This is a genomic window from Streptomyces sp. GD-15H (assembly GCF_045291515.1).
Lineage (GTDB): Bacteria > Actinomycetota > Actinomycetes > Streptomycetales > Streptomycetaceae > Streptomyces.
The window spans coordinates 6,261,870-6,288,308 of record NZ_CP149447.1 but is presented as its reverse complement, the minus strand read 5'-3'; the positions used below and the strand labels follow the sequence as shown (position 1 = coordinate 6,288,308).

The following is a 26,439-nucleotide window of genomic DNA, read 5'->3' as shown; positions in this document are numbered from 1 at the left end:
GCGCCGTCAGCCGCGTTCGACGGAGCGGGGCGGGTCGGGGTCGGGCTTGCCGCCGATCCAGTCCTGGAGGGCGCGGCGGGGGCCCGACCAGCGGAGGTCGTGGTGGTAGGCCCGCAAGACGGCCTTGGCGCGGGCGCGGTGCCGGCGCCGGTAGAAGCGTCTGGCCCACGGGGAGCCGGGACGGGCCAGGCGCAGCGAGCCGATCAGGGCGACGACGGGCACGATCACGCCGAAGACGGCGATCCTCGCCTTGCCCTTGCTCAGGGCGATCAGGGAGAAGAGGAAGTTGACCGCCACGTTCAGGGCGACGCCGCCGCGGTTCTGGAGTTCGTCCTCGGAGAGGTCGTTGACGCCGAACGGCGAGAACCCGGCCAGTAGCAGTCCGACCATCGCGGCGGTGAGGACGACCACCTCGACGCTCTGGCGGCCGGCCTCGGTCCAGTAGACGTCGTCGAGATGCAGGATCAGTGCGAACTCGTCCAGGACCAGGCCGGCGCCGATGCCGAAGACGACGGCGCTGAGGGCCGAGCCGAAGCCGTGCCGGCTGCCCGCCACCGCGCCGAAGCCGCCGACGACGGTGAGGATCACGCCGGGCACGACGTGATGGATGTGCACACCGCCCGTCTCGACGTTGCCGAAGGGGCCCTTGCCGGCCCGGATCAGCCGGGTGACGACCCGGGTGATCACGAAGGTGAGGACAAAGGCGGTGAGGGCGAGCAGCAGCGGCAGCTTGCCCGGCTCGATAATGTTTCGCTGCAACCAATGTCCCATAAGCGCACTTTATCCACGGCCGCCGGGGGTGCCCTGCTGACCGCCGGGTAATCTGCGCCGGTGCCCGTGCCCTTCCTGACCTCCCTGGCCGACGGCCTCCGCTTCGCCTTCGGCACCCTTACCGTGTTCCCCGTCGAGGTGACCCGCTGGGATCGCCCGGCCGCGCGCGGCGGCATGCTGTGCGCCCCGCTGGCCGGGCTGGCGGTCGGCGCCGTGGCCGCCGTCTGCGGACTGCTGCTGCTGTTCCTCGGGGCGGGCGCGCCGCTCGCCGCCGTCGCCACCGTCGCCGTGCCCGCCGCGCTCACGCGCGGGCTGCATCTCGACGGACTCGCCGACGTCGCGGACGGGCTCGGCAGCGGAAAGCCGGCCGAGCACGCGCTGCGGATCATGAAGCAGTCGGACATCGGGCCGTTCGGCGTGCTCACCCTCGTCCTCGTGCTGCTGGCGCAGGTGGCCGCGCTGGCCCAGGCGTACGGCGACTCCTGGACCCGGGGTGCGCTCGCCGCCGTGGTCGCGGCGGTCACGGCCCGGCTCGCCCTCACCCTCGCCGCCCGCGCCGGGGTGCCGCCCGCCCGGCCCAAGGGGCTGGGTGCCGCCGTCGCCGGGGCCGTCCCGCCGGCGGCTGCGGTGGGCGTCGCGCTCGCGGCGGCCTGCGCGGCGGCTGCCGGGGGCGCCCTGCTCGGGGTGGACGGCGTCGTCCGTGCCGTCCTCGCGGTGCTGCTGTCCGTCGCGGCCGCGGAGTTCCTCCTGCGGCACTGCGTCCGCCGCTTCGGCGGGGTCACCGGTGACGTGTTCGGCTCGCTCGCGGAGACCGCGGCGACGACCGCGCTCGTCGTCGCGGCCCTGGGCTGAGGAACCGGCGGCCCGCACCGGCCTCAGCAGGCGCGGCGCCAGACCCCCAGTTCGTACTTCTTCAGCATGGAACTCAGCCTCAGCCGCCGGGAGTCGGCGCAGAACCGGTCGGTGGGCAGTTCGTACTCGGCGTGGAAGACGGCCTTGTCCGCCTCGACGAACGGGGCGAGCCGCGCGCACTCGCCGTACCGGGCGCACTGCTCGTTGACCGCGAAGTCGAAGTCGCCGACCAGCTGCGGGACCTGGTCGAGGTCGTTCTTCAGGCCGACGGCCAGGCCGCGTTCGTGGGCCAGCCTGGCGATCAGGCGGTGGTAGCGGAGCTGGTCGGCGGCGGTGAGCGGGAATCCGGTGCGGTTGCGGTAGCCGTCCATGTTGTCCGGCTCCACCGCGTCGAAGCCCTTGTCACGGCACATGTCGAACCGCTCGGCCATGATCGGCTCCAGGACGTCGGTACGCCGGATGTCGAGCCAGCGTTCGCCCTCCCAGCCGTTGCCGCGGCCGAGCACCGCGTCGGGGAAGTCCCCGGCGTCGGGGCGGAAGTCCTCCCAGGCCCCCGTGGACAGATAGCAGATGACCTTCCGGCCGTCGCGGTGCAGCGCCGCGACCGTGTTCCCTGAGTGGTCGAAGCCGTCGATGTCGTAGACCGGCACGTCGATGGAGGCGTCGAGGCGCCCGCTGAGCTGCCACTGCCAGCCGGTGCCGGGCCGGGGCTGCCAGCGGGGGCCGTCCGCCGGCGCGGCACTCGCCCCGCCCTCTCCTTTCCCGTGCCCCCCGGAACCCGAACCCGCGGCCGGGGCGGACGTGCAGGCCGCGAGCAGCAGGGGGACCAGTGCGAAGATCGCGGCGAGCAGGCCGCCGTGTCGTCCTACGGGTCGCCTCATGCGCGTCTCACCGATGGTCTCCAAGAGGGTGGCGACGGCGGCAACGGATGCCGGGGGCGGCTCCGAGGGGGATCGCCGCCGTCCGGCGATCCGCGGGCGGGGCCCGAAGACGTCCGCCGCGTCACCGAACGGTGAAGACCCGGGCGAGGGAGCGCACGCGCAGACGCGCGTAGGCTCGTCCGGAGTGTGCACCGTACCGGGGAGGGCCCCGCCGGGACCGTACCGCCAAGCCGCCGTTAGGGTCGGCGCCGGACCCGGTCGACCCACACTTTTCGGCCACAGCAACTTCACATCGGAAGCGAGAATTCACCACCGTGACTGCTCTCACTCTCAGCACCGCCGCGATCCCCGGCCTGAAGGCCGACGCGATCGTGATCGGTGTTGCCAAGGACACTGCGTCCGGGCCCGGGGGCCTGGTCGTCGCACCGGGCGCCGAAGCCGTGGACAAGGCCTACGACGGCGGGCTCGCCGGCGTCCTGGAGACCCTCGGCGCGTCCGGTGCCGAGGGGGAGGTGACGAAGCTCCCCGCGCCGACCGGCTTCAAGACGCCGCTCGTGGTCGCGGTGGGCCTGGGCACCCCGCCCGAGAAGGACGCCGCGCCCGACCACGAGGCACTGCGCAAGGCGGCCGGTGTGGCCGCCCGCGCCCTCGCCGGGTCCAAGAAGGCCGCGTTCGCCCTCCCCCTGACGGACGCGGCCGACGCCGGCGCGGTCGCCGAGGGCGTGCTGCTCGGCGCCTACTCCTTCGACGCCTACAAGAACAAGAACGCCCACAAGAACAAGGGCGACAACGGCGGCAAGGGCCGGAAGAAGGACGCGAAGGCGCCCCTCGCCGAGGCCGTGCTGCTCTGCGACACGTCCCGGGACAAGGCGTTCAAGGCGGCTGTGGAGCGCGCCACCACGGTGTCCGAGGAGCTCAACCGGGCCCGCGACCTGGTCAACACCCCGCCCAACGACCTCGACCCCGAGGCGTTCGCCGCCGTCGCCCAGACCGCGGCCAAGGAGCACGGCATCAAGGTGCAGGTGCTCGACGAGAAGGCGCTGGCCAAGGGCGGCCACGGCGGCATCCTCGGCGTCGGCGCCGGCTCGGCGTCGGGTCCGCGGCTGGTGAAGCTGTCGTACACGTCCGCCAAGGCGAAGAAGCACCTCGCCTTCGTCGGCAAGGGCATCACCTACGACTCGGGCGGCATCTCGCTGAAGCCGGCCGGGCACAACGAGACGATGAAGTGCGACATGAGCGGTGCCGCCGCCGTGTTCGCCGCGGTCGTCGCCGCCGCCCGCCTCGGTCTCGAGGTCAACGTCACCGGCTGGCTGGCCCTGGCCGAGAACATGCCCTCCGGTTCCGCCACCCGCCCGGGTGACGTGCTGCGCATGTACAGCGGCAAGACGGTGGAGGTGCTCAACACCGACGCCGAGGGCCGTCTCGTCCTCGCGGACGCGCTGTGGGCCGCCTCCGAGGACAAGCCCGACGCGATCGTGGACGTCGCGACGCTGACCGGTGCGATGGTGCTGGCACTGGGCAACCGCACGTTCGGCGTCATGGCGAACGACGACGCCTTCCGTGCGGCGGTGCTGGAGGCCGCCGAGGAGGTCGGCGAGCCCGCCTGGCCGATGCCGCTGCCGGAGCACCTGCGCAAGGGGATGGACTCGGCCATCGCCGACATCGCGAACATGGGCGAGCGGATGGGCGGCGGGCTCGTCGCCGGGCTCTTCCTGCGCGAGTTCGTCGGCGAGGGCATCACCTGGGCCCACGTCGACATCGCCGGCCCGGCCTTCAACGAGGGCAGCCCCTTCGGGTACACCCCCAAGGGCGGTACGGGCTCGGCGGTACGGACGCTGGTCCGCCTCGCGGAGCAGACGGCGGCCGGCGACCTGGGCTGAGCCGACCGGTGTCGTCGACCGGTTGCCGGCGGAGCCCCGTGCGCGGGTGGGACGGGGCCCCGGCAGGCGCGTCATGCGGATTCGCCGCGTGTGTCGGCGCGTGTCGTCACAGAAGCCCTCGCGCGTGCGACGGGCGGGCGTTCGAACGTGGGACGTGTCACACCCCTGCCCCACGTCTCGTTCGGCGCGGACAAGTGCGAGGATAGGGCTCGGCAGGACAGGGCCCCACCGAAGGGCCGAAGGCAAGAAGCGGCCGGACACCAGCCGCCGACCGGTCACTGGAGACCGGCGTGGCGCACATGCATGGAGGACGTGACGTGGCGAACGACGCCAGCACTGTTTTCGACCTAGTGATCCTCGGCGGTGGCAGCGGTGGTTACGCCGCGGCCCTGCGCGGGGCGCAGCTGGGCCTGGACGTCGCCCTGATCGAGAAGGACAAGGTCGGCGGTACCTGCCTGCACAACGGGTGCATCCCCACCAAGGCCCTGCTGCACGCGGGAGAGATCGCCGACCAGGCCCGCGAGAGCGAGCAGTTCGGTGTGAAGGCCACCTTCGAGGGCATCGACATGGCGGCCGTCCACAAGTACAAGGACGACGTGGTCTCGGGCCTGTACAAGGGCCTGCAGGGTCTGATCGCCTCGCGCAAGGTGACCTACGTCGAGGGTGAGGGCCGGCTGTCGTCGCCGACCTCCGTCGATGTGAACGGTCAGCGGATCCAGGGCCGCCACGTCCTGCTGGCGACCGGCTCCGTGCCGAAGTCGCTGCCGGGCCTGGAGATCGACGGCGACCGGATCATCTCCTCGGACCACGCCCTCGTCCTGGACCGCGTGCCGAAGTCCGCGATCGTGCTGGGCGGCGGCGTCATCGGCGTCGAGTTCGCCTCCGCGTGGAAGTCCTTCGGCACCGACGTCACGATCGTCGAGGGCCTCAAGCACCTCGTCCCGGTCGAGGACGAGAACAGCTCGAAGCTGCTGGAGCGCGCCTTCCGCAAGCGGGGCATCAAGTTCAACCTGGGCACCTTCTTCCAGAAGGCCGAGTACACCCAGGACGGCGTCAAGGTCACCCTCGCCGACGGCAAGGAGTTCGAGGCCGAGGTCCTCCTCGTCGCCATCGGCCGCGGCCCGGTCTCGCAGGGCCTGGGCTACGAGGAGGCCGGGGTCGCCATGGACCGCGGCTACGTCCTCGTCGACGAGTACATGCGCACCAACGTCCCGACCGTCTCCGCCGTCGGCGACCTCGTCCCGACGCTCCAGCTCGCGCACGTCGGCTTCGCCGAGGGCATGCTGGTGGCGGAGCGGCTGGCCGGTCTGAAGACCGTCCCGGTCGACTACGACGGCGTGCCGCGGGTGACGTACTGCCACCCGGAGGTCGCCTCCGTCGGCATCACCGAGGCCAAGGCCAAGGAGATCTACGGTGCGGACAAGGTCGTCGCCCTGAAGTACAACCTGGCGGGCAACGGCAGGAGCAAGATCCTCAAGACCGCCGGCGAGATCAAGCTCGTCCAGGTCAAGGACGGTGCCGTGGTCGGCGTCCACATGGTCGGCGACCGTATGGGCGAGCAGGTCGGCGAAGCCCAGCTGATCTACAACTGGGAGGCGCTGCCGGCCGAGGTCGCGCAGCTCGTCCACGCCCACCCGACGCAGAACGAGGCGCTCGGCGAGGCCCACCTGGCCCTCGCGGGCAAGCCCCTCCACTCCCACGACTGACGCCTTCGGTCACGGGCACGACGACACAGACTTCCGCACTTCTAAGGAGCAACCGAAACCATGGCGGTTTCCGTAACCCTTCCGGCGCTCGGTGAGAGCGTCACCGAGGGCACTGTCACCCGGTGGCTGAAGGCCGAGGGCGAGCGCGTCGAGGCCGACGAGCCGCTGCTCGAGGTCTCCACCGACAAGGTCGACACCGAGATCCCGGCGCCCACCTCCGGTGTGCTGTCCTCCATCAAGGTCGCCGAGGACGAGACCGTCGAGGTCGGTGCCGAGCTGGCCCTGATCGACGACGGCAGCGGTGCGGCTGCCGCCGCCCCCGCGGTGGCTGAGGCACCCGCCGCCGAGCAGCCCGCCGCACCGGCGCCCGAGCCGGCCTCGGCGGCCCCCTCCACCGAGCAGGCCGCCCCGGCGCCCGCTCCCACCGCCGAGGCCGCCGCCGGCGGCGGCTCCGCCGAGGGCACGGATGTGGTCCTGCCCGCGCTCGGCGAGTCCGTCACCGAGGGCACCGTCACCCGCTGGCTGAAGTCGGTCGGCGACAGTGTCGAGGCCGACGAGCCGCTGCTCGAGGTCTCCACCGACAAGGTCGACACCGAGATCCCGGCGCCCACCTCCGGTGTGCTGCTGGAGATCACGGTCGGCGAGGACGAGACCGCCGAGGTGGGCGCGAAGCTCGCCGTCATCGGTGCTCCGGGTGCCGCCCCGGCGACCGCTCCGGCCCCGGCGGCTCCGGCCGCCCCGGAGCGGCCCGAGCCCGCCCCGGTTCCGCAGCAGGCCGCCCCGGCTCCGGCCCCGGCTCCTGCCCCGCAGGCCGCCCCGGCTCCGGCTCCTGCCCCGGCCCCCTCGCCGGCTCCGGCCGCCCCGGCTGCCGCTCCGGTCGCCCCGGCCGCCGCGCAGCCGACCGACGAAGGCGCCTACGTGACCCCGCTGGTGCGCAAGCTCGCCGCCGAGCACGGCGTCGACCTGTCCAGCGTCAAGGGCACCGGCGTCGGCGGCCGTATCCGCAAGCAGGACGTCGTCGCCGCGGCGGAGGCCGCGAAGACCGCCGCCCCCGCCGCGGCTCCGGCCGCCGCTCCGGCCGCGGCGAAGCGGACCCCGGTTCTCGAGGCCTCGCCGCTGCGCGGCCAGACCGTGAAGATGCCGCGGATCCGCAAGGTCATCGGCGACAACATGGTCAAGGCGCTGCGCGAGCAGGCGCAGCTGTCCTCGGTCGTCGAGGTCGACGTCACCCGGCTGATGAAGCTGCGGGCGCGGGCCAAGGAGTCGTTCGCGGCCCGTGAGGGCGTCAAGCTCTCCCCGATGCCGTTCTTCGTCAAGGCCGCTGCCCAGGCGCTGAAGGCCCACCCGGCCGTCAACGCCCGGATCAACGAGGCCGAGGGGACCATCACCTACTTCGACACCGAGCACATCGGTATCGCGGTGGACTCCGAGAAGGGCCTGATGACCCCGGTCATCAAGAACGCCGGTGACCTCAACATCGCCGGTATCTCCAAGGCCACGGCCGAGCTGGCGGGCAAGGTCCGGGCCAGCAAGATCACCCCGGACGAGCTGTCCGGCGGGACCTTCACCATCAGCAACACCGGTTCGCGCGGCGCGCTGTTCGACACGATCATCGTGCCTCCGGGCCAGGTCTCGATCCTCGGCATCGGTGCCACGGTCAAGCGTCCGGCCGTCATCGAGACGGAGGAGGGCACGGTCATCGGCGTCCGCGACATGACCTACCTGACCCTCTCCTACGACCACCGACTGGTGGACGGTGCCGACGCGGCCCGTTACCTGAACGCGGTCAAGGCGATCCTGGAGGCGGGCGAGTTCGAGGTCGAGCTCGGCCTGTGATCCGCGGCCGCTGATCCACGGCCACCGGTGCCCCCGTCCGGAGCTTCCCAGGCTCCCGGCGGGGGCACTGTCGTAGGCACGGCGTGAGCCGCGTCGTATGCGCCGTGTAAGCCTCGTCTCACCTGGGCGAAAGCACCCCGTGCGCCCCTCCGGGACGCCGGGTCAGCCGTATTGTCTAAGGGTCAATCGCCCTCAAGGGTCCTGTCCGTCGCCCGTCCGCCGCCCCTCGACCGGGCCTTTCGGGCGGCTGCCCCGGATTCACGAACCCTGTCCAAGGAGCACTCATGACCGCGCCCGTCGTCCACTCGCTGCGCGAACAGATCCGCGAGCACATCCTGGAAGGGATCATCAGCGGGCGCTGGCAGCCGGGCGAGCGGATCGTGGAGCGGCGGATCGCGACCGAGCTGGAGGTCAGCCAGACACCGGTGCGGGAGGCGCTGCGCGAGCTGGAGTCGTTGCGGCTGATCGAGTCGGCGCCCAACAAAGGCGTGCGGGTGCGGAACATCTCGGCCACCGACCTGGAGGAGAGCTACCCCGTACGGGCAGGTCTCGAGGCGATCGCCGCGGAGCTGGCGGCGGAGCGGCTGGCGCAGGACTGCTCGGCGCTGGAGCCGCATGTCGCCGCACTCTACGAGGCCGACCGCACGGCCGACGGCACGGCCCAGGTGCGGCACACGGTCGCCTTCCACCGTGAACTGGTCCGCGCGGCCGGCAACTCGGTGCTGCTGCACACCTGGGAGGGACTGGGCATCGAGGTCTTCACGGCCCTGTCCATCCGCTGGCTGGGCACGGTCCAGCAGTCCTACGCCGAGGAGCACGAAGAGCTGGTCGCGGCGTTCCGACGGCAGGATCCGGACATCGGCCGCCTGGTGAAGGAGCATGTGCTGGGCTGCGCGCCGCACGCCGCCGACGCGCCCGCCTGATCCCCGAATCCGCCCGTTGCGGTCGGTCCTGGCACCAGCCGCCCCGTCCCTCCTGCGTCGCTGCGCCGGGCGAAGCTGTCGGAACGTGCCGATACTGGGGAGAGCCGCGTCGTTCCCCAGGGCGGCGACCAACGCCCCCGTCGGCCGGTGGTGGAGGCCATGTGATCCCGACACAGCTGTCCTCCGTACTTCCCGGGTCCGTCCTGTCCTCGACGCGGAACGCCGTGGCCTCGACGGTATCGGCGGCCCGGTCCGTCGCGCGGGGTCTGGCCGCCGTCCCGGCGGCGCTTCCGTCGACCGGGCCGGTGGCACAGCCGCGTGTGCCCGGCCTCTGGCGAACCCCGGGAGGCGTGCAGATCGCGGTCCGGCGGCTGGGGCGGCCCGGTACGGCAGCGGCGGCGCGCGGGCTGGAGGCCGCGCTGCGCCGGGTGCCGGGGGTGAGCCGCGCGGAGGTGAACGGCACGCTGGGTTGTGTGTACGTGGGCTGCGGGCCGAAGACCGACCTTGCGGCCGTCGCCGACGTCGTCGCGGCCGCCGACGCCGCCGCCGAGGAAGCCCCGCGCGACGGGAGCGCGGACCGGGGGCGGCCCCCGGTCGGCTACCCCGGGGCCGCGGGACCACGGATCGGCGCGGCCGCCCGGCTCGGCACCGGGCTGCTGGCGGTGGGGGTGGCGTCGGTCGGCGGCGTGCTCAGGTTGCGGGGTCTGCATCCACTGGTGACGTCGGCGATCCAGTTCGTGGAGTCCACGCCGCGGCTGCGTGACGGCATCGCCCACCGGATCGGCGAGCCGGCCACGGAACGCGGCTTCGCTGCGGTGAACCTGCTGACGGCCACCCTGTCCTTCCGGCCGGTGGGTGCCGCGGTGACCACCGTGCTGGCCGCCGCCCGGTATGCGGAGGTGCAGGCCCGTCGCGGGGCGTGGGCGGCCTGGGCGCGCAGGCTGGGCGTGCAGGAGGGTGCGTACCGCCACGACGCGGTGCCGGGTTCCGGGCGCCCCGCGCCGCTGCCGCCGGGCCCGGGCGACCGGTACGCCAACGTGGCGGCACCGGTGTCGCTCGCGGCGTACGGTCTGACGTCGGTCGGCCTGCGCAGCCATGACCGGGGGCTGGCGCTGCTGATCGCGGGGATGCCTCTCGCCCCCCGGTTCGGCCGGGAGGCATTCGGATGCTCGGTGGGCCGGGCCCTCTCCGATCGGGGGGCGCTGGTGCTGCGGCCGGAGGTGCTGCGCCGCCTGGACCGGATCGACACGGTGGTCCTCGACGCCCGGGTGCTGGCCGACCGCGACTGGACGGTCGAGGGCGTACTGCGCCTGCCCCCACACGGCACCCCGGGGCCCGGCGAGCCCGGGCGTGAGGCGCGCGGCGGCCCGGACCGTGGGCCGGAGACCGGGTGGTCCGAGCCCGGTCCGCAGGGCGGCGGCTCGGCGGACAGCGGCCCGGACGACGACGAGATCCACGTACGGATCCACGAGCTGATCGAACCGGACGGGCGGGACGGGAGGCGCCCCCGGCACGGCGCCGACTCCCTGGCGCCGAAGCGGCGGGACGGCTGGGAACTACGGCCGTTCAGCGGTACGGAGGCCGACTCCCACGGCGGCGTGCCCGCGGAGGCGGCCGCGCGGATCCGGCAGTGGGCCGAGGAGGGTGCGCAGGTCGTGCTCGTCCTGCGGGAGGACACGCCGGTGGCCGTGGCCGCCCTGGTCCCCCAACTGCACCCGCTTGCGCATCACTTGGTGCGCGCTGCACGGGAGTGCGGTGAGGTGCGGCTGGTGGGCGGCCCGCCCGGGCTGCACCGCCGGTTCGGGCTCGAGGAGGCCGCGCCCACCGGGCACCGGCGTACGGCCGCCCTGGTGCACTCCCTCCAGGCGGAGGGGCACGGGGTCGCGGTGCTCTCGGCACGGACCCGGCGCGCGCTCGTCCGCGCGGACCTGGGCATCGGATCGATCACCGTCCCGCGGCACGTGCCGTGGGACGCCGACGTCGCCGCTCCGCCCGAGGTCGTCCACCTGCTGCTGACGGCCCTGCCGGAGGCCCGGCGGATCGCCCGGCTGTGTGCCCGGCTGGAGGGCGCCGGCGCCGTGGCGGGCTCGGCTCTCGCCCTGCTCGTGCCCCGCCCGCGGGCCTGGACGCGGGCCCGTCTGGTGTCCGACGGGGTGATCATCGCCTCAGTCGCCGCGGGCTTCTGGGCGGGATGGCGGCTGCACGGGCGTCCGGCCCCGGCCGCCGCGGAGCGCACCCCCTGGCACGCCATGGCGGTACGCCAGGTGATGTCCCGGCTCGGCACCTCGTCCCGGGGGCTGGACGAGGCCGAGGCCGCCCGGCGCCGGCAGTCCGCGGGCCGCGAGCGGCACGAGGGTGCCGTCACCCTGATCAGCCGGGTCGCGGAGGAACTGGCCAATCCGCTCACGCCCGTCCTGGCGATCGGCGGCGGTATCTCGGCGGCACTCGGCTCCGTACTGGACGCCGTGCTGATCGGCGGAGTGCTCGGCGTGGACGCGCTGGTCGGCGGGGTGCAGCGGCAGCAGGCCGACGACGCGGCGCAGCGGCTGGTCGAGGCCACCTCGGTGCGGGTGCGGGTGCGCCTGGCCCGGCCGGGCGGAGGCGGTGGAGGCGGCCGGCGAGCACCTGGTGCGCGGGGACGTGATCGAACTGCGGGCCGGGGACTCGGTCCCCGCGGACTGCCGGGTGGTGCGGGCGCAGGGTCTGGAGGTGGACGAGTCCAGCCTCACCGGCGAGTCGCTGCCCGTCGTGAAGAGCGCGGCGCCGACCGCGGCCCGGGCGGTCGCGGACCGCACCTCGATGCTCTACGAGGGCACGACGGTGGCGGCCGGCCACGCGCTCGGCGTGGTCGTCGCCACCGGGACCGCCACCGAAGCGGGCAGCGCGGCCGAAGTGGGTCCCGAGGGTGCGCCGCCGGAGAGCGGGGTGGAGCGGCGGCTGAAGGCGCTGGGCCGGTGGTTCCTGCCGCTGTCCGTCGCCTCGGGGGTCGCCCTCTTCGCCGTCGAGTTGCTGCGCAGACGACCCCTGGGCGCCGCCCTGGGGTCCGCGGTCAGCCTGTGCGTGGCGGCCGTACCGGAGGGGCTGCCGTTCGTCGCCACGGTCGCGGAGCTGGCCGCGGCCCGTCGGCTGTCCGCGCGCGACACCCTGGTCCGCAGCGCCTCCACCATCGAGGCGCTGGGCCGCACCGACGTGCTGTGCTTCGACAAGACGGGCACGCTCACCGAGGGCCGGATCAGCCTCCAGCAGGTCTCCGACGGCCTGCGGCGCGGTGGCCCCGACCGGCTCACCCCGGCGCTGCGCCGGATCGTCGCCACGGCCGCCCTGGCCGGTCCGCCGGGCGCGGCCGCGACACTCGCCCATCCCACCGACCGGGCCATCGCCGACGGGGCCGAGTCGCTCGGCGCCGCTCCGGCCCGGGCCGCCGGGCTCGGTACGGACAGCTGGGAGCGGCTGGCCGAGCTGCCGTTCGAGCCGGGGCGCGGCTACCACGCCGTGCTGGGGCGGTCCGACAGCGAGGCGCGGATCGTCGTCAAGGGCGCGCCGGAGGTCGTACTGGCCCGCTGCGACCGGGTCCGCCGTGGCGACGCCACCGAGCCGTTCGACGAGCGGCCGCGCGCGGAGACGGAAGCGGAGATCGACCGGCTGGCCCGGCGCGGCCTCAGGGTGCTCGCGGTCGCCGAGCGGGTCCTGCCCGCGGGTGCGCCGCAGGACGACACCGCCCCCGCCGGCCTGGGGGACCTCGACGACGAGGTCGTCGACGGGCTGTGCCTGCTGGGCCTGCTGGGCCTCGCGGACCCGGTGCGGCCCACCGCCGCGGAGAGTGTGGACCGGCTGTCCCGGGCCGGGGTGCGCATCGTCATGCTCACCGGCGACCACCCCAGCACCGCCGCCGCGATCGCCCGGGAGCTGCGGCCCGAGGAGGAGCCGCGCCTGATGACCGGGGCGGAGCTGGACGCCCTCGACGACGCGGCGCTCGCCGGGACGCTGCCGGACGTCACCGTGTTCGCCCGGGTCACCCCGGCGCACAAGGTCCGTATCGTCACCGCGCTGCGCTCGGCCGGCCGCACCGTCGCCGTCACCGGCGACGGTGCCAACGACGCGCCCGCCATCCGGATCGCCGACGTCGGCATCGCCCTCGGCTCCCGGGCCACGCCGGCGGCCCGCGCCGCCGCCGACGTGGTCGTCACCGACGACCGGATCGAGACCATCGTCGACGCCTTCGTCGAGGGCCGGGCCATGTGGGGCTCGGTGCGCAGGGCGCTGGGCATCCTCCTCGGCGGCAATCTGGGAGAGATCGTCTTCACGCTGGCGACCACGCTGCTCACCGGGCGCAGTGCGCTGAACGCCCGTCAGCTGCTCCTGGTCAACCTGCTCACGGACATGCTGCCCGCCATGGCCATCGCCGCCCGGCCGCCCGCCGACCGCCCCGACCGGCTGCTCGCGGAGGGCCCGGAGGCCTCGCTCGGCAAGGCCCTGACCCGCCACATCCGACTGCGCGCCGCCGTCACCACGGTGGCGGCCACGGCCGCCTGGATCGCCGCCCGGGCCACCGGCACCCGGGGGCGGGCCGACACGGTCGCCCTGGTCGCCCTGGTGACCTCCCAACTGTTCCAGACGCTCCAGGGCGCGGGCCGTGATCCGGTGGTGGCCGCGGCCGTGGTGGGGTCCCTGGTGGTGCTGGGCGTGGTGGTGAGCGTGCCGGGGCTCAGCCACTTCTTCGGCAGCCGTCCCCTGGGCCCCGCGGCCTGGACGATCGCGCTGGCGTCGGCGGCGGGTTCGGTATTCGTACCCCTCGTGGCCCGGGGTGCCACCGAGGCGCTGGGAAAAGTTCACCTGCAGAACACCCGCGTGCAGCCTGCTGGATGACATCGGGGCGGACAAAGGAGTCGTACCCGGCACGACACACACGAAAGGCGGCGGACCATGCCGCACATCCTCACCACGATCCTGACCCAGGTGGCGGTCGCCCTGCTCGAGGCCGCCGTGGTTCGGCTGGCCGTCCAGCTCTGGAAGGCCTTCGGCACGAGCGAGCGCCCGGCGGCCGCATACGCCTGAGAAATCCCCGAACCAGACCGCCCGAATTGTCCGTTCAGGTGGGTTTATCCGCGCGCTTTGATGGAAGGCGGCCAGGAAGACCCCTCGCCACTCACGCTTCACGGCAGGAGAGGACGGAGATGACTTCCCCGGATCCACAGACCCAGCAACCGCAACCGCCGGCCCCGCCGCAGGCCGGAATCCAGGCCGAGGAGACCCGCGCTCCGGAACCACGGCAGACCCCGACGGAGCACACCGAGGAGAAGCGGACGGGCGGCAAGGTGCTGCACCTGCGCACCGCGCACGCCCGGGTTCCGATCCCCTACGTGACCCCGGGCGACATGTTCTCCCAGGCCCGCAAGGCCGCGCCCGTGTCCACGGCCGCGTCCCTGCTCCCCTCGCCCCGCAGGCTGGCTCTCTACGGCGTCCTCGGCGGCATGACCGCCGCCGGAGCCATCGGCTGGCCGATCGCGGTCGCCGTCGGCGCCGCCACCGAGGTGATCACCCGCGAGCAGGCGGCGCGGCAGCACCAGGGACACGAACGCGCCGAGCGGGAACGCGCCGACCACGAGCAGGGCGGGCAGACCGCCGCCGACCGGACGGAGACCGCGGCGCCGCCGCAGCCGGCGACGGCATGACAGGTCCGCCCTGAACGCCGGTGGGGCCGGACGCCGTCCGCGCGTCCGGCCCCACCGGCGTTCGGCGCTTCCGAGCCACCTCGCACCCCGCCCGAACGGCCGGTCGCCACTGGGGTGAGCAGGGAAAACGCGGCACCGCGTGCCCAAATCTCCGGCACAGGATGCCAATTTCTCGATATCGAGACTCTTTTGGCCCTCTCCCTTTGATCGATCATCGATCAGGGAGTTATTGTCACCAGCGGGGTCTCCACCAGAGCCCCAGCCCTGTCCTGCCAAAGACCAAGGGCACCCCCGAACCCTTACCGATGAGGGAACCCCCTTCGACTGAGGAAGGCGGCGACATGACCGACCCCAAGGCCATCCAGCCGAGCGAGCTGGACCAGCTCCCGGACCGCGATCCCGAGGAGACCGCCGAATGGCAGGCCTCCCTGGACGCCGTCGCCAAGGCGGCCGGGCCGCACCGTGCCGCGTACCTGATGCGCCGTACGCTGGAGCGCGCCGAGGACGCCGGCGTCGCACTGCCGCAGCTCCTCGAGACCGACTACGTCAACACCATCCCCACCTCCGCCGAGCCCGCGGTGGACGGCGACGAGGCGTTGGAGTCCCGCATCACCGCGTGGAACCGCTGGAACGCGGCCGCGATGGTGACCCGCGGCAGCAAGTACGGCGTCGGCGGCCACATCGCCACCTTCGCCTCCGCGGCCTGGCTCTACGAGACGGGCTTCAACCACTTCTTCCGCGGCAAGGAGGGCGACGGCTCGGGCGACCAGCTGTACATTCAGGGCCACGCCTCCCCCGGCATCTACGCCCGTGCCTTCCTCGACGGACGGCTCGGCGAGAAGCAGCTGGACAACTTCCGCCGTGAGGCGGGCGGCGACGGCCTCCCGTCGTACCCGCACCCGCGGCGCCTGCCCTGGCTGTGGGAGTTCCCCACGGTGTCGATGGGCCTCGGCCCGATCTCCGCGGTCTACCAGGCGCGGTTCAACCGCTATCTGACCAGCCGCGGCATCAAGGACCTGACGAACTCCCACGTGTGGGCGTTCCTCGGCGACGGCGAGATGGACGAGCCGGAGTCCACCGCCGCTCTGACGCTCGCCTCCCGCGAGGGCCTGGACAACCTGACCTTCGTCATCAACTGCAACCTGCAGCGCCTCGACGGTCCGGTCCGCGCCAACTTCAAGATCGTGCAGGAGCTGGAGGCCCAGTTCCGCGGCTCCGGCTGGAACGTGGTCAAGAGCCTGTGGGGCACCGCCTGGGACGAGCTGTTCCGGCTGGACACCACCGGCGCGCTCGTACGCCGCCTGCGCGAGGTACCCGACGCACAGGTCCAGACGTACCAGACCCGCGACGCGGCCTACATCCGCGAGGACTTCTTCGGCAAGGACCCGGCGCTCGTCGAGATGGCGAAGCTGCTGAGCGACGACAAGATCCTCGAGTGCTTCCACCTCTCGCGCGGCGGCCACGAGTCCCGCAAGGTCTACGCCGCCTACCGGGCCGCGCTCGCCCACAAGGGCGCGCCGACCGTGATTCTGGCCCAGACGGTCAAGGGTCACACGCTCGGCGAGGGCTTCGCGTCGAAGAACGCCAACCACCAGATGAAGAAGCTGTCGGTGGACGAGTTCAAGGCGATGCGTGACCGCCTCGACCTGCCGATCAAGGACAGCGACTTCGTCGACGGCGTGGTCCCCTACGGCCACCCGGGCGCCGACTCCCCCGAGGTCCGTTACCTCCAGGAGCGCCGCGCCGCTCTCGGCGGCCCGGCCCCGGCCCGCCGCGTCCACCCCGTCGCGCCGCTGCCGGCCCCGGCCGACAAGGCGTTCAGCGCCTTCGACAAGGGCTCCGGCTCGCAGAACGTGGCGACCACCATGGCGTTCGTCCGCCTGGTCAAGGACCTGGTCCGCGACAAGGAGACCGGCAAGCGCTGGGTGCCGATCGTCCCCGACGAGGCGCGGACCTTCGGCATGGAGTCGCTCTTCCCGTCGCTCGGCATCTACTCGCCCAAGGGCCAGACGTACGAGCCGGTCGACCGCGACCAGCTGATGTACTACAAGGAGGCCAAGAACGGCCAGATCCTCAACGAGGGGATCACCGAGGCCGGTTCCATGGCCGAGTTCATCGCCGCCTCGACGTCGTACGCGACGCACGGCGAGCCGGTGATCCCGTTCTACATCTACTACTCGATGTTCGGCTGGCAGCGCACGGCCGACCAGATGTGGCAGCTCGGCGACCAGCTCGGCCGCGGCTTCCTCGTCGGCGCCACCGCCGGCCGCACCACACTCACCGGTGAGGGCCTCCAGCACGCCGACGGCCACTCCCCGGTCATCGCCGCGACCAACCCGGCCGCGCTGACGTACGACCCGGCGTTCGCGTACGAGATCGCCGTCATCGTCAAGGAGGGTCTGCGCCGCATGTACGGCGCGGCGGCCCCGGACGAGGACCAGAACGTCTTCTACTACATGACGGTCTACAACGAGCCGCTGCGGCAGCCGGCCAAGCCGGCGGCCCCCGGGATCGACGAGGGCATCCTCAAGGGCCTGTACCGCTTCAACACGGCGGAGTCGGCGGGGCTGACGGTGCCTTCCCCCAATCTCTCGGCTTCGCTCGAGCAGGGAGGTACCCCCCTCGCCCCGCGGATCCAGCTGCTCGGCTCCGGTACGGCGATCCACTGGGCGCTGAAGGCGCAGCGGCTGCTCGCCGAGGAGTGGGGCGTGGCGGCCGACGTGTGGTCGGCGACGTCGTGGACCGAGCTGCGCCGGGACGCCATGGAGGCGGACGAGGCGCTGCTGCGCGGCGAGGAGCGGGAGCCGTTCGTCCGGCAGGCGCTCCAGGGCGCCGAGGGTCCGGTGCTGGCGGTCTCCGACTACATGCGCCAGGTCCCCGACCAGATCGCGCAGTGGGTGGAGCAGGACTACACCTCGCTGGGCGCCGACGGCTTCGGCCTGTCGGAGACCCGCGAGGCGGCCCGCCGCTACTTCGGGGTCGACGCCGAGTCCATCGTCGTCGCGGCCCTGGCGCAGCTCGCCCGGCGCGGCGAGGTGCAGGCGACGGCCGTGAAGGAAGCGCGCGAGAAGTACGGCCTGTAGCACCCGGGTGCTACGGATGAGGGCAGGAGGCCCCCGCCGCGGCGGGGGCCTCCTGCCGCATGATGGGCCGTATGCGTGCTGCCCGGCTGATCAAGATGGTGCTGCTGCTCCAGTCCCGGCCCTCCATGACCGCCGCCGAGCTGGCGCGCGAGCTGGAGGTGTCGGAGCGGACGGTAATCCGGGACGCGCAGGCGCTGTCGGAGGCCGGGGTGCCGGTGTACGCGGACCGGGGGCGGGCCGGAGGTTACCGGCTGGTCGGCGGGTACCGGACGAGGCTGACGGGGCTGGCCCGCGGCGAGGCGGAGGCGCTGTTCCTGTCCGGGGTGCCGGGGGCTCTGCGGGAGATGGGGCTCGAGGACGCGGCCTCCGCGGCCCGGCTGAAGGTGTCGGCGGCGCTGCTGCCCTCCCTGCGGGACGCGTCGCGGACGGCGGCTCAGCGCTTCCATCTGGACGCCCCGAGCTGGTTCCGTGAGCCGGGGACGCCCGAGCTGCTGCCGGCCGTGGCGGACGCGGTGTGGGACGACCGCCGGGTCACCGCGCGCTACCGGCGCGGGGAGGGGGAGCACCGGCGGGAGGTCGCGCGGGAGCTGGAACCGTACGGGCTCGTGCTCAAGGCGGGCGTCTGGTACCTGTGTGCGCGGGTGCCGGAACACGGGGCCTTCCGGGTGTACCGCGTCGACCGGTTCACGGCGGTGGAGGCGGGCGCGGAACGCTTCGAACGCGACCGGGAGTTCGAGCTGCCCGCGTTCTGGGAGGAGCGGGCTGAGCAGTTCGCGCGCTCGATCCTGCGGACGGAGGTGGAGGTGCGGCTGTCGCCCGAGGGGGTACGCCTGCTGCCGCACGCCGTGGACGCGGCGGCCGCACGGGAGGCACTGGCCGAGGCGGCCGGGGCCGGCGGGGACGACGGCGGGTGGGTGACGGTGACCCTGCCGGTGGAGTCCGAGGAGGTCGCCCACACCCAGCTGACGGCGCTGGGTCCCGAGGTGGAGGTGCTGACGCCCGCGTCGTTGCGGGAGTGGTTCGCCGCCCAGGCCGTGCGGCTGGCCCGGCTGTACGGGACGGGCCCCGGCCCCGCACCTGCCCCTGCCCCTGAGCAATCCGGGTGACACTCCGGGGTGCGTCCCCCGGTTCCAGGGCCGATGCTTGACCCGTGATGGACGAGACGGAGTTCTGGGAGCTGGTCGACACCACCCGCGAGGACGCCGAGGGTGACCCGGAGGAGCAGGCCGACCTGCTCGTGGAACGGCTCGCGCGGCTGGACCCGGAGTCGGTCCTGGACTTCGCCCGGCACTTCGAGTCCCGCTATCACCGCGCCTACCGCTGGGACCTGTGGGGCGCCGCCTGGGTGCTGCTGGGCGGGGCGAGCGACGACGCCTTCGACTTCTTCCGGTGCTGGCTGATCGGCCAGGGCCGTGAGGTCTTCGAGGGCGCGCTGCACGATCCGGACGCCCTGGCCGACCTGCTGGACGACTTCGACGAGGAGGTCGACGGCGACGCCGAGGATCTCGGCTACGCGGCGGACGAGGCGTACGAGCAGCTCACCGGAACGGTGGCGCCCGATCTGGACCTCCCGCCGGGCCCCGCGGAACCCGAGGGCACGCCGGTCGACTTCGAGAACGAGTCCCGGCTCGCCGAGCGCTACCCCCGGCTCTGGGAGCGGTTCCGGACCTGATTCCCTCCCTGGTTCCCGTCCTGTCCTCCGCTCTGTCCCCCGTCCCGCTCCCCGGCGGACCCCACGATCCGGCTGTCCTCCTGCCGCCGGGCGTCCGGCCGGCGGCCCTGCAGTTCCGCGGCTCGTTCCCTGATCGCCGGGAGGCGGGCCTGCAGGGCGGCGCCCGGGCAGCTGGTCATGTAGCCGTCGCTGTGGCCCGCGAGGGCGGGCAGCATGGCGGTGGTGCCGGCCGCGTACCGGCTGGCGCCGTTGCTGGAGACCAGCCGGACGTCGGCGCGCGGATCGGTGCCGGACAGGCCGAGCTTCCAGGCGGCCAGTTCGCCGATCGCGCGCTCCATCGCGGGCGGCACCGGCACCCCGGCGGTGAAGGTGCCGAGGGCGGCGATCCCCGCGGTGCGGTGGTTGAAGCCCTGGGTGTGGGCACCGGTGACGGGCCGGTCGGTCCCGCCCGCCCGGCCCTCGTAGATGGTGCCGCAGCGGTCGACGACGAAGTTGTAGCCGATGTCGTCCCAGTCCCGGCCGGAGGTCTGGCCCTCGTACACGCTGCGGATGTTGGCCGGGGCCTCGGCGCATTCGTAGTCGTTGGGCGAGTCGGTGTGATGGATGAAGACGGCGACGACCTCGTCGTCGTAGCGCGGGGGCGGCTGGTCGTGGGCGGCGCCGGCCGTCCAGGCCGCTCTGGACACGATGGGCGGCTTGGGCGCCGTGTACAGGGCCGCATTGCGGGCGGTGGCGGGGGCCACGGCGGCCGAGGACTCCGCGGCCCGCTCGACGCCGTACGCGCACAGCACCAGCGCGACGGCCGCGGCGATGCCCGGCAGGCAGCCGAGCAGCACCTTGACGCCTCTGGGCGGGCCCGTGCTGCCGGGGCGGTGGGGTGTCCGGGAAGCAGAGCGCCGCCGCACTCCCCGCGGTCTCGTGAGGACACGCATGGTTTCAATGTCGGTCGGATCCACCGCGTCCGCGACGTGTGCTGTGCCGACCGGTGGAACCATCTCCCTGGTCCGCCGCGTTCTTCCGAGTGCACGCGCGCGTGACCGCTTCCGTGGTCCCCCGCGCGCGTGGCTGACCACCGGGCCCCTCCCCCACGTATGAGGGGGCCCGAGAGAAAGGCGGCGTGCGTGGAGCTGCTCGACATTCTGCTGTTGCTGGTCGTCCTGGCCTACGCGGCGTCCGGCTACCGGCGCGGTCTGCTGGCCGGCTGTGTCTCGCTGGCCGGTTTTGTGGGCGGTGCGGTCGTCGGCGTGTGGGTTCTGCCCTGGGTGATGGATCTGGTGACCCCGGGGACGACCGCGGCGACGGTGACGGCCGTGTTCACGGTGCTGCTGCCGGCCGCGGTTTGCCATGAACTGGCGGGTCGGCCGGCGCTGCGGTTGCGGCGGGAGCTGGACCGGGGGCCACTGCGGGTGGCGGACGGGGTCGGCGGGGCCGCGGCCAACTCGGTGGCCGTGCTGATCGTGGCCTGGGTGGCCGCGTCCGTGCTGGGCGCCTCCTCGTCCCCACTGATCAACTCCGCGATCCGGGACTCGCGGCTGCTCGGCGCGGTCCACGGGGTGATGCCGGACACCACGCCTGCCTGGTTCTCGCGGGCCACCTCGGCGCTGACCGAGGCGGGCTTCCCGCAGGTCTTCAACCCGTTCGAGAACGAGTCGACCGCCGAGGTCGCCGAGCCCTCCGGCGACAGTGTCACCGCGGCCGCCACCCGGGTCGCCCAGCGGAGCACGGTGAAGGTCGAGGGCGTCGCGGGCCTCCAGGGCCGCGAGGGCAGCGGCTTCGTGTACGCGACGGAGCGCGTGATGACCAACGCCCATGTGGTGGCCGGGATCGACGAGCCGACCGTGCGGGTCGGCGGCGCCGGGCGGGCGTACGAGGCCCGGGTGGTGCTGTTCGACCCGCAGAAGGACGTGGCCGTGCTGTACGTCCCCGAACTGCGGGCGCCCGTCGTTCGGTTCGACGACGACGCCGGCCGCGGCGACTCGGCGGTCGTCGCGGGCTATCCGCAGGACGGCGATCTGGACCTGCGGGCGGCGACGGTCGCCAACCGGGTGCAGGCGAAGGGGCGGAACATCTACGGCGACCGGGTGGTCATCCGCGAGATCTACTCGATCCGTTCCACCGTGCGCCCCGGCAACTCCGGCGGCCCCCTGCTGACCACCGACGGCCGGGCGTACGGCGTGGTGTTCGCCCGTTCCACCTCGGACGCGGAGACCGGCTATGTGCTGACGGCGGACGAGGTCGCCGACGACGCGGAGCGCGCGGCGAACGCGACGGCACCGGTGGACACGGGCGCCCCGGTGACGTCGTAGGACTCCGCTCGAGCACCCGGCATCAGAGGTCGGAGGTCGGAGGCCGGAGCAGGGACTGCCCCATGAGCACGTCGTCGACGTACTTGCCGCCGAGGCAGAACTCCTCCGGCTGGACGCCCTCGACGACGAAGCCCTCGGACTCGTAGAGCGCGCGGGCGGCGGAGTTGTGGCCGAGGACGCGCAGGGTGATGCGGCGCGCGCCGCGCTCCCGGGCCTGCTGGACGGCCGCCCGTACCAGCGCCCGGCCCACGCCCATGCCGCGGGCCGCGTCGGCGACGGCGAGGCCGCGGATCTGCTGGACGTGCCTGTGGGAGGCCAGTTCCGTGGGGAAGCCGAGGCGCACATAGCCGACGACGCGGCCGTCGTACTCGGCGACGAGGTGGTCGCGGGGGCCGGACCGCTCGCTGAAGAAGGAGTCGTACGGCGGCTGCGGCGGCGGGGTGACGGCGTGCAGGAGGGACCAGGTCTCCCGGTCGAGCAGGGCCAGTTCCCCCTCGTCGGTGGGGCGGGCGGCGCGTATCAACGGCTCGGGCATGAGGGTCACTTTACGACCGCTCGCGCGGGGCGCCCGCGGTGACGTCCGGGCGGCGGGCAGGATGGTCGCCATGAGTGCCGCATCCTCCGAACCCTCCCGGTCTTCCCGCATCGCGGTGGCCGGCGCCTCCGGTCTCATCGGCGGCGCGCTCGTACGGTCCCTGACCGCCGACGGGCACACGGTGGTACGCCTGGTGCGGGCCGAGCCACGCGCGGCGGACGAGGTCCGGTGGGACCCGGAGCACGGATCCGTGGACGCGGCCGGTCTCGCCGGGTGCGACGCCGTGGTCAATCTCGCCGGTGCCGGGGTGGGCGACCGGCGCTGGACGCCCGCGTACAAGGAGCGGATCCGTACCGGCCGGGTGCGGGGCACGGCGGCGCTCGCCGAGGCCGTCGCCGGGCTCGCGGAGGACGTACGGCCCCGGGTTTTCGTCAACGGCAGCGCGATCGGCTACTACGGCGAGACCGGTGAGCGGGCCGTCGACGAGAGCGCGCCGGCGGGCACGGGCTTCCTGCCGGAGCTGTGCGTCGAGTGGGAGGCCGCAGTAGCACCGGCGCGGGAGGCGGGCGTGCGGACGGCGCTCGCCCGGACCGGGCTGGTGGTGGCCCGCGAGGGCGGGGCGTGGAGCAGGCTCTTCCCGCTGTTCCGGGCCGGACTGGGCGGGCGGCTGGGCGACGGGCGCCAGTACTGGTCGTTCGTCGCGCTGCACGACGAGGTGGCCGCCCTGCGTCATCTCCTCGACACCGACGGGCTGTCGGGGCCGTTCAACCTGACCGCGCCGCATCCGGTGACCAACCGTGAGATCACCGAGGCGATGGCGCGCGTGCTGCACCGGCCGGCGGTGTTCTCGGTGCCCGCGCCGCTGTTGCGGACCGTGCTCGGCGAGATGGCCGGGGATGTGCTGGGCAGTGCCCGGGTGCTGCCGAAACGGCTGCTGGAGTCGGGGTTCCGTTTCGCGTTCCCGGAGATCGACGGCGCGATCCGCGCGGCACTGTGACCTCACGTCAGTAGGCCTGAAACGCGGACCTCTTTCCCCTCGGAGGGGCGGGAATCGAGGGGGTGGGTGGCCGGGGGTGCGGGAGGCGGGTGGCCGGAGCCGGTGCGCCCCTGGAGGCCGTGCGGTGGCCGTCCGGCGTGCGTGTGCGACCGCCGTGCGCCCGTGCCCCTGCCGATGCGCGACTCCGCGCGATCCGTCACGGACCTAACCTCGACCAGAACTCGGGTATTCCTGGGGCCTGTTGGGGGCATGACGTCTCCAGCGTCCGCGCAACCTCGAGGAGGGGCACGTGCTTGAGCCCACGTACCGGGCGGACGTCGTCGTCGTGGGGGCCGGGGTTGCCGGACTCTCCGCGGCGCGACGCCTGACCAGCGCTGGAGTCACCACCATGGTCCTTGAGGCCGCCCACGCGGTGGGCGGCCGGATGGCGACCGAGAAGGTCGACGGCTTCCGGCTCGACAGAATCGGGCAGTTGCTGTCCACGGCGTATCCCGAACTGCGGCCGGCCGCTGGCTGGGACGGGCTCGCCCTGCGCCCGTTCACGCCCGGTGTCCTGCTGCACAGCGACGGACGCCACCACCGGGCGGGCGTGCCGACCGGCGCGAGGGGCGCAAGGGGCGCACTCCACACGGTGCGCGCCCTCGCGAGCGCCCCCCGGGCGGGGTCCGTGCCCAGGAGGCCGGCGGCCGTCCCCGGACGGCAGGTGTCCATGCCCCGGAGCCGGGCCGCCGCCCCGCTGGGCACGGCCGTCGACCAGGCCCGGCTGGGCGCCGCGTTCACCCGGCTGGCCGACACGCCGGTGGAACGGCTGCTGGCCCGGTCCGAGTTGACCGCCGCAGAGGCACTCACCGCCCGGGGCCTGCCGACCCGTACCGTCGACGACTTCCTCCGTCCGCTGCTCGCCGCCCTGCTGTGCGACCCGGGCCTCACCACGTCCAGCCGGTGCGCGGATCTCGCGCTGCGCGCCTTCGCGGCCGGGCGGCTGTGTGTGCCGGAGGGCGGCGCGGAGGCCCTGCCGGAACTGCTGGCGCGGGGGCTGCCGCCGGGCACGGTGCACACGGGCGTCCGGGTCACCTCGGTCTCCACGACGTCGGTGACCACCGCCGAGCACGGCGAGTTCCACTGCCGCGCGGTGCTGATCGCGACGGACGCGCGCGCCGCCGCGGAGCTGCTGCCGGGACTGCGGGTGCCTGACTTCCACCCGGTGACGGTGGTGCACCACGCCACCGACGAGCCCCCGGCGACCGGCACCTCGCTGCTCCTGGACGCCGACCGCGGCGGCCCGGTGGCGCACACGGCGGTGGTCAGCCGGGTCGACCCGTCCCGGGCCCCGGCCGACCGCGCGCTGATCTCGTCCACGGTCCTGGGACCGCCCGGGGCCCAGGTCGACACCGGTGTGCGCATGCACCTGGCCAGGTTGTACGGCACGTCGACGGCGCGCTGGGAGACGCTCGGGGTGTATCACACCGCCGAGGCCGTCCCGTCCATGCGGCCGCCGCACGACCTGCGGCGCCCGGTGCGGCTGCTGGCGGGCCTGTACGTGTGCGGCGACCACCGGGACACCAGCACCGTGCAGGGTGCCCTGCACTCGGGCCGCCGCGCCTCGGCCGCGATCCTCACGGACCTCGGCGCGGGCCGCCCGATGCACCCGGCGGACCCCCTTCCCACGGCCCGAGCGGCCTGACCGGCCGACACCTCGAGCCGCCCCACGTCCCTTCGGTGACCACCCCCGGAGGGACGTGGCGGCCCCACCACGCGCCACCCGGCCGACGGCACACCAGCGGCCCTCCGCCGCGCCCGACGCATCCGCCGCCCAGGCGACCGCAGTGGCTCAGCAGTACGCCGCGATCTTGTCGCGGTAGACGCGTACCGGTGCCGCGTCGCGGTAGGGCTCCAGTCTGCGTTCGAAGTCCCGGACGTACTCCACGGCCCGTACCGAGCGCATCTCGGACGCCTGGCCGGCCGCCTCGGCGGCGAGCAGGCAGGCCTGGTCGAGTTCGCCGAGGCCGAGGCGGGCGGTGGCGAGGACGACCCGGCAGAACAGGCGGCTGCGGGCGTGGCCGGGGGCCCGCAGTTGCAGCGAGCGCTCCGCGTGCTGGGCCGCGGCGCGGAACTGCCGGAGGTCGCGGTGGCAGTGGCCGAACTCGTCGGCGAGCTGGGCCTCGTCGAAGAACCGCACCCAGTGCGGGACCTCGTCGCCGGGCCGGGCGTTCTCCAGGGCACGTTCGGCGCGCACCAGGGCCGCGGTGCAGGCCCGCACCTCGCCGAGCACCCCGTGCCCGCGTGCCTCGGCCGCGTGCAGCAGGGCCTGCACGGCGGGTGGGGCGGAGCCGCCCGCCCCCTGCTGGGCCACCCGCGCGAGCTGCACGGCCTCCCGCCCGTGACCGAGGTAGACGGCCTGTCGGCTCATGGTGACCAGCACGTACGCACCGTAGGCCCGGTCCGCGGCGGCCTGCGCGAGGCGGAGCGCCTGCACGAAGTAGCGCTGGGCGAGCCCGTGCGCGCCGATGTCGTACGACGTCCAGCCGGCCAGCCGGGTCAGGTCGGCGACGGCGGCGAACAGACGGCGGCCGGTCTGCTCGTCGTAGGTGCCGCGCAGCATCGGCTCGCACTCGTGCTCCAGGTAGCGCACCAGGGCCTGGCGGGCGTGGCCGCCGCCGTAGGCGTCGTCGAGGGTGCGGAACAGCTCGCCGACCGAGCGCAGCGCGGCGATGTCGCCGCCGGTGACCCGCTGGCCGGGGCCGCGTTCGGCTGCCCGGCGGCGGGTGCCGAACTCGGGCGGCCCGGTGGGGCGGATCTGGGCGGGGACGCGGACCGGCGGCTCGGCGCGGGCCACCTTCTCGTCGGCGCGGCCGATGAGCCAGTCCCGGCTGGGCACGACGAGCCCGGCCGAGGTGAAGGCGATCTTGCGCAGCTCGGCGTGGCTGCCGGAGTCCTTGCGCCACAGCCCACTGACGATGTCGACGGCCTCCTCCGGAGCGGCGGCGAACTCCAGGCCCGCGTAGACGGGGGCGCAGGCGTCCAGGCCGAGGTCCTGGGCGGTGAGCCGGCGGCCGAGGCGCCGGGTGAAGACCTCGGCGATCAGTGCGGGTGTGGTCCCCCTGGGCTGCTGCCCGCGCAGCCAGCGGGTGACGGAGGTCTTGTCGTATCTCAGGTCGAGCCCGTGTTCGAGACCGAGCTGGTCCACGCGACGGGCGAGTCCCGCGTGGGAGAACCCCGCTTCTGCGATGAGCGCGGCGAGCTGGCGGTTGGGGGTGCGCTGCGCGGGTCGTTCCGTCATCTGTGGTGCGGTCTCCTGCCTTCCGGCGAACGTTGGTGCCCGGAT

Annotated in this window: 21 protein-coding genes and 1 pseudogene; 15 read left to right on the top strand and 7 right to left on the bottom strand. The window is 73.8% G+C overall.

Features of this window, described 5'->3' with window-relative positions; all coding sequences use genetic code 11:
- Positions 1-6 precede the first annotated feature (6 nt).
- Positions 7-771, bottom strand: a complete 765-nt coding sequence (locus WJ438_RS29685; protein WP_406727946.1) for a hypothetical protein — start codon at positions 769-771, stop codon at positions 7-9.
- A gap of 60 nt (positions 772-831) precedes the next feature.
- Here WJ438_RS29685 and WJ438_RS29680 point away from each other — a divergent pair, with 60 nt between their 5' ends.
- Positions 832-1,623 carry an adenosylcobinamide-GDP ribazoletransferase gene (locus WJ438_RS29680; protein WP_406727945.1) on the top strand — a complete coding sequence of 264 codons (792 nt, stop codon included), beginning with the start codon at positions 832-834 and terminating at the stop codon, positions 1,621-1,623.
- A 23-nt stretch (positions 1,624-1,646) separates the two neighbouring features.
- Here the strand turns inward: WJ438_RS29680 and WJ438_RS29675 are convergent, their stop codons facing one another.
- A complete protein-coding gene (locus WJ438_RS29675; protein WP_406727944.1) occupies positions 1,647-2,504 on the bottom strand; it encodes an endo alpha-1,4 polygalactosaminidase in 858 nt (285 codons plus the stop codon).
- Positions 2,505-2,818: 314 nt separating this feature from the next.
- On the opposite strand from WJ438_RS29675, the gene WJ438_RS29670 reads away from it, so the two are divergent.
- From WJ438_RS29670 to WJ438_RS29655, 4 genes are all read left to right on the top strand, one after another.
- Positions 2,819-4,384 carry a leucyl aminopeptidase gene (locus WJ438_RS29670; RefSeq protein WP_406727943.1) on the top strand — a complete coding sequence of 522 codons (1,566 nt, stop codon included), beginning with the start codon at positions 2,819-2,821 and terminating at the stop codon, positions 4,382-4,384.
- A 317-nt stretch (positions 4,385-4,701) separates the two neighbouring features.
- Entirely contained in the window at positions 4,702-6,090 is a 1,389-nt protein-coding gene (gene lpdA, locus WJ438_RS29665; RefSeq protein WP_406727942.1) for a dihydrolipoyl dehydrogenase, read from the top strand.
- A 60-nt stretch (positions 6,091-6,150) separates the two neighbouring features.
- Complete coding sequence (sucB, locus tag WJ438_RS29660; protein WP_406727941.1) at positions 6,151-7,926, top strand: 2-oxoglutarate dehydrogenase, E2 component, dihydrolipoamide succinyltransferase; 1,776 nt, start codon at positions 6,151-6,153, stop codon at positions 7,924-7,926.
- A gap of 284 nt (positions 7,927-8,210) precedes the next feature.
- On the top strand, positions 8,211-8,849 hold the full coding sequence (locus tag WJ438_RS29655; protein ID WP_406727940.1) for a GntR family transcriptional regulator: 639 nt from the start codon (positions 8,211-8,213) through the stop codon (positions 8,847-8,849).
- A 598-nt stretch (positions 8,850-9,447) separates the two neighbouring features.
- On the opposite strand, the gene WJ438_RS29650 is transcribed toward WJ438_RS29655, so the two are convergent.
- Complete coding sequence (locus WJ438_RS29650; RefSeq protein ID WP_406727939.1) at positions 9,448-10,098, bottom strand: hypothetical protein; 651 nt, start codon at positions 10,096-10,098, stop codon at positions 9,448-9,450.
- Positions 10,099-10,405: 307 nt separating this feature from the next.
- A complete protein-coding gene (locus tag WJ438_RS29645) occupies positions 10,406-10,726 on the bottom strand; it encodes a hypothetical protein (protein WP_406727938.1) in 321 nt (106 codons plus the stop codon).
- 372 nt (positions 10,727-11,098) lie between these two features.
- Between WJ438_RS29645 and WJ438_RS29640 the strand changes: the two are divergent.
- The 7 genes and pseudogenes from WJ438_RS29640 to WJ438_RS29610 form a co-directional block, all read left to right on the top strand.
- A pseudogene (locus WJ438_RS29640) lies at positions 11,099-11,227 on the top strand (cation-transporting P-type ATPase); the annotation flags it as partial.
- Positions 11,228-11,453: 226 nt separating this feature from the next.
- The gene (locus WJ438_RS29635; RefSeq protein WP_406727937.1) at positions 11,454-13,715 is read left to right on the top strand and encodes a cation-translocating P-type ATPase; all 2,262 of its coding nucleotides are present in this window, start codon (positions 11,454-11,456) and stop codon (positions 13,713-13,715) included.
- A 57-nt stretch (positions 13,716-13,772) separates the two neighbouring features.
- Positions 13,773-13,904, top strand: coding sequence for a hypothetical protein (locus tag WJ438_RS29630; RefSeq protein ID WP_406727936.1), 132 nt, complete (start codon positions 13,773-13,775; stop codon positions 13,902-13,904).
- Between the two features lie 119 nt (positions 13,905-14,023).
- The gene (locus WJ438_RS29625) at positions 14,024-14,521 is read left to right on the top strand and encodes a hypothetical protein (protein WP_406727935.1); all 498 of its coding nucleotides are present in this window, start codon (positions 14,024-14,026) and stop codon (positions 14,519-14,521) included.
- A 341-nt stretch (positions 14,522-14,862) separates the two neighbouring features.
- Positions 14,863-17,604, top strand: coding sequence for a pyruvate dehydrogenase (acetyl-transferring), homodimeric type (gene aceE / locus WJ438_RS29620; protein ID WP_406727934.1), 2,742 nt, complete (start codon positions 14,863-14,865; stop codon positions 17,602-17,604).
- A gap of 71 nt (positions 17,605-17,675) precedes the next feature.
- On the top strand, positions 17,676-18,710 hold the full coding sequence (locus tag WJ438_RS29615) for a helix-turn-helix transcriptional regulator (RefSeq protein WP_406727933.1): 1,035 nt from the start codon (positions 17,676-17,678) through the stop codon (positions 18,708-18,710).
- A 47-nt stretch (positions 18,711-18,757) separates the two neighbouring features.
- Positions 18,758-19,276, top strand: a complete 519-nt coding sequence (locus tag WJ438_RS29610) for a DUF4240 domain-containing protein (RefSeq protein ID WP_406729848.1) — start codon at positions 18,758-18,760, stop codon at positions 19,274-19,276.
- Here WJ438_RS29610 and WJ438_RS29605 read toward each other — a convergent pair.
- Complete coding sequence (locus WJ438_RS29605; protein ID WP_406727932.1) at positions 19,243-20,208, bottom strand: peptidoglycan recognition protein; 966 nt, start codon at positions 20,206-20,208, stop codon at positions 19,243-19,245. The two genes, WJ438_RS29610 and WJ438_RS29605, sit on opposite strands and share 34 nt — an antisense overlap.
- Before the next feature lie 189 nt (positions 20,209-20,397).
- Here WJ438_RS29605 and WJ438_RS29600 point away from each other — a divergent pair, with 189 nt between their 5' ends.
- Positions 20,398-21,582 (top strand): MarP family serine protease, encoded by a 1,185-nt coding sequence (locus tag WJ438_RS29600; protein ID WP_406727931.1) that lies wholly within the window; start codon positions 20,398-20,400, stop codon positions 21,580-21,582.
- Positions 21,583-21,604: 22 nt separating this feature from the next.
- On the opposite strand, the gene WJ438_RS29595 is transcribed toward WJ438_RS29600, so the two are convergent.
- Positions 21,605-22,117 carry an N-acetyltransferase family protein gene (locus WJ438_RS29595; protein ID WP_406729847.1) on the bottom strand — a complete coding sequence of 171 codons (513 nt, stop codon included), beginning with the start codon at positions 22,115-22,117 and terminating at the stop codon, positions 21,605-21,607.
- Positions 22,118-22,187: 70 nt separating this feature from the next.
- Between WJ438_RS29595 and WJ438_RS29590 the strand changes: the two genes are divergently transcribed.
- Positions 22,188-23,114, top strand: a complete 927-nt coding sequence (locus tag WJ438_RS29590) for a TIGR01777 family oxidoreductase (protein WP_406727930.1) — start codon at positions 22,188-22,190, stop codon at positions 23,112-23,114.
- Between the two features lie 289 nt (positions 23,115-23,403).
- On the top strand, positions 23,404-24,798 hold the full coding sequence (locus WJ438_RS29585; protein WP_406727929.1) for an NAD(P)/FAD-dependent oxidoreductase: 1,395 nt from the start codon (positions 23,404-23,406) through the stop codon (positions 24,796-24,798).
- A gap of 147 nt (positions 24,799-24,945) precedes the next feature.
- Here the strand turns inward: WJ438_RS29585 and WJ438_RS29580 are convergent, their stop codons facing one another.
- Positions 24,946-26,394, bottom strand: coding sequence for a regulator (locus WJ438_RS29580; RefSeq protein ID WP_406727928.1), 1,449 nt, complete (start codon positions 26,392-26,394; stop codon positions 24,946-24,948).
- Between the last annotated feature and the right edge of the window lie 45 nt (positions 26,395-26,439).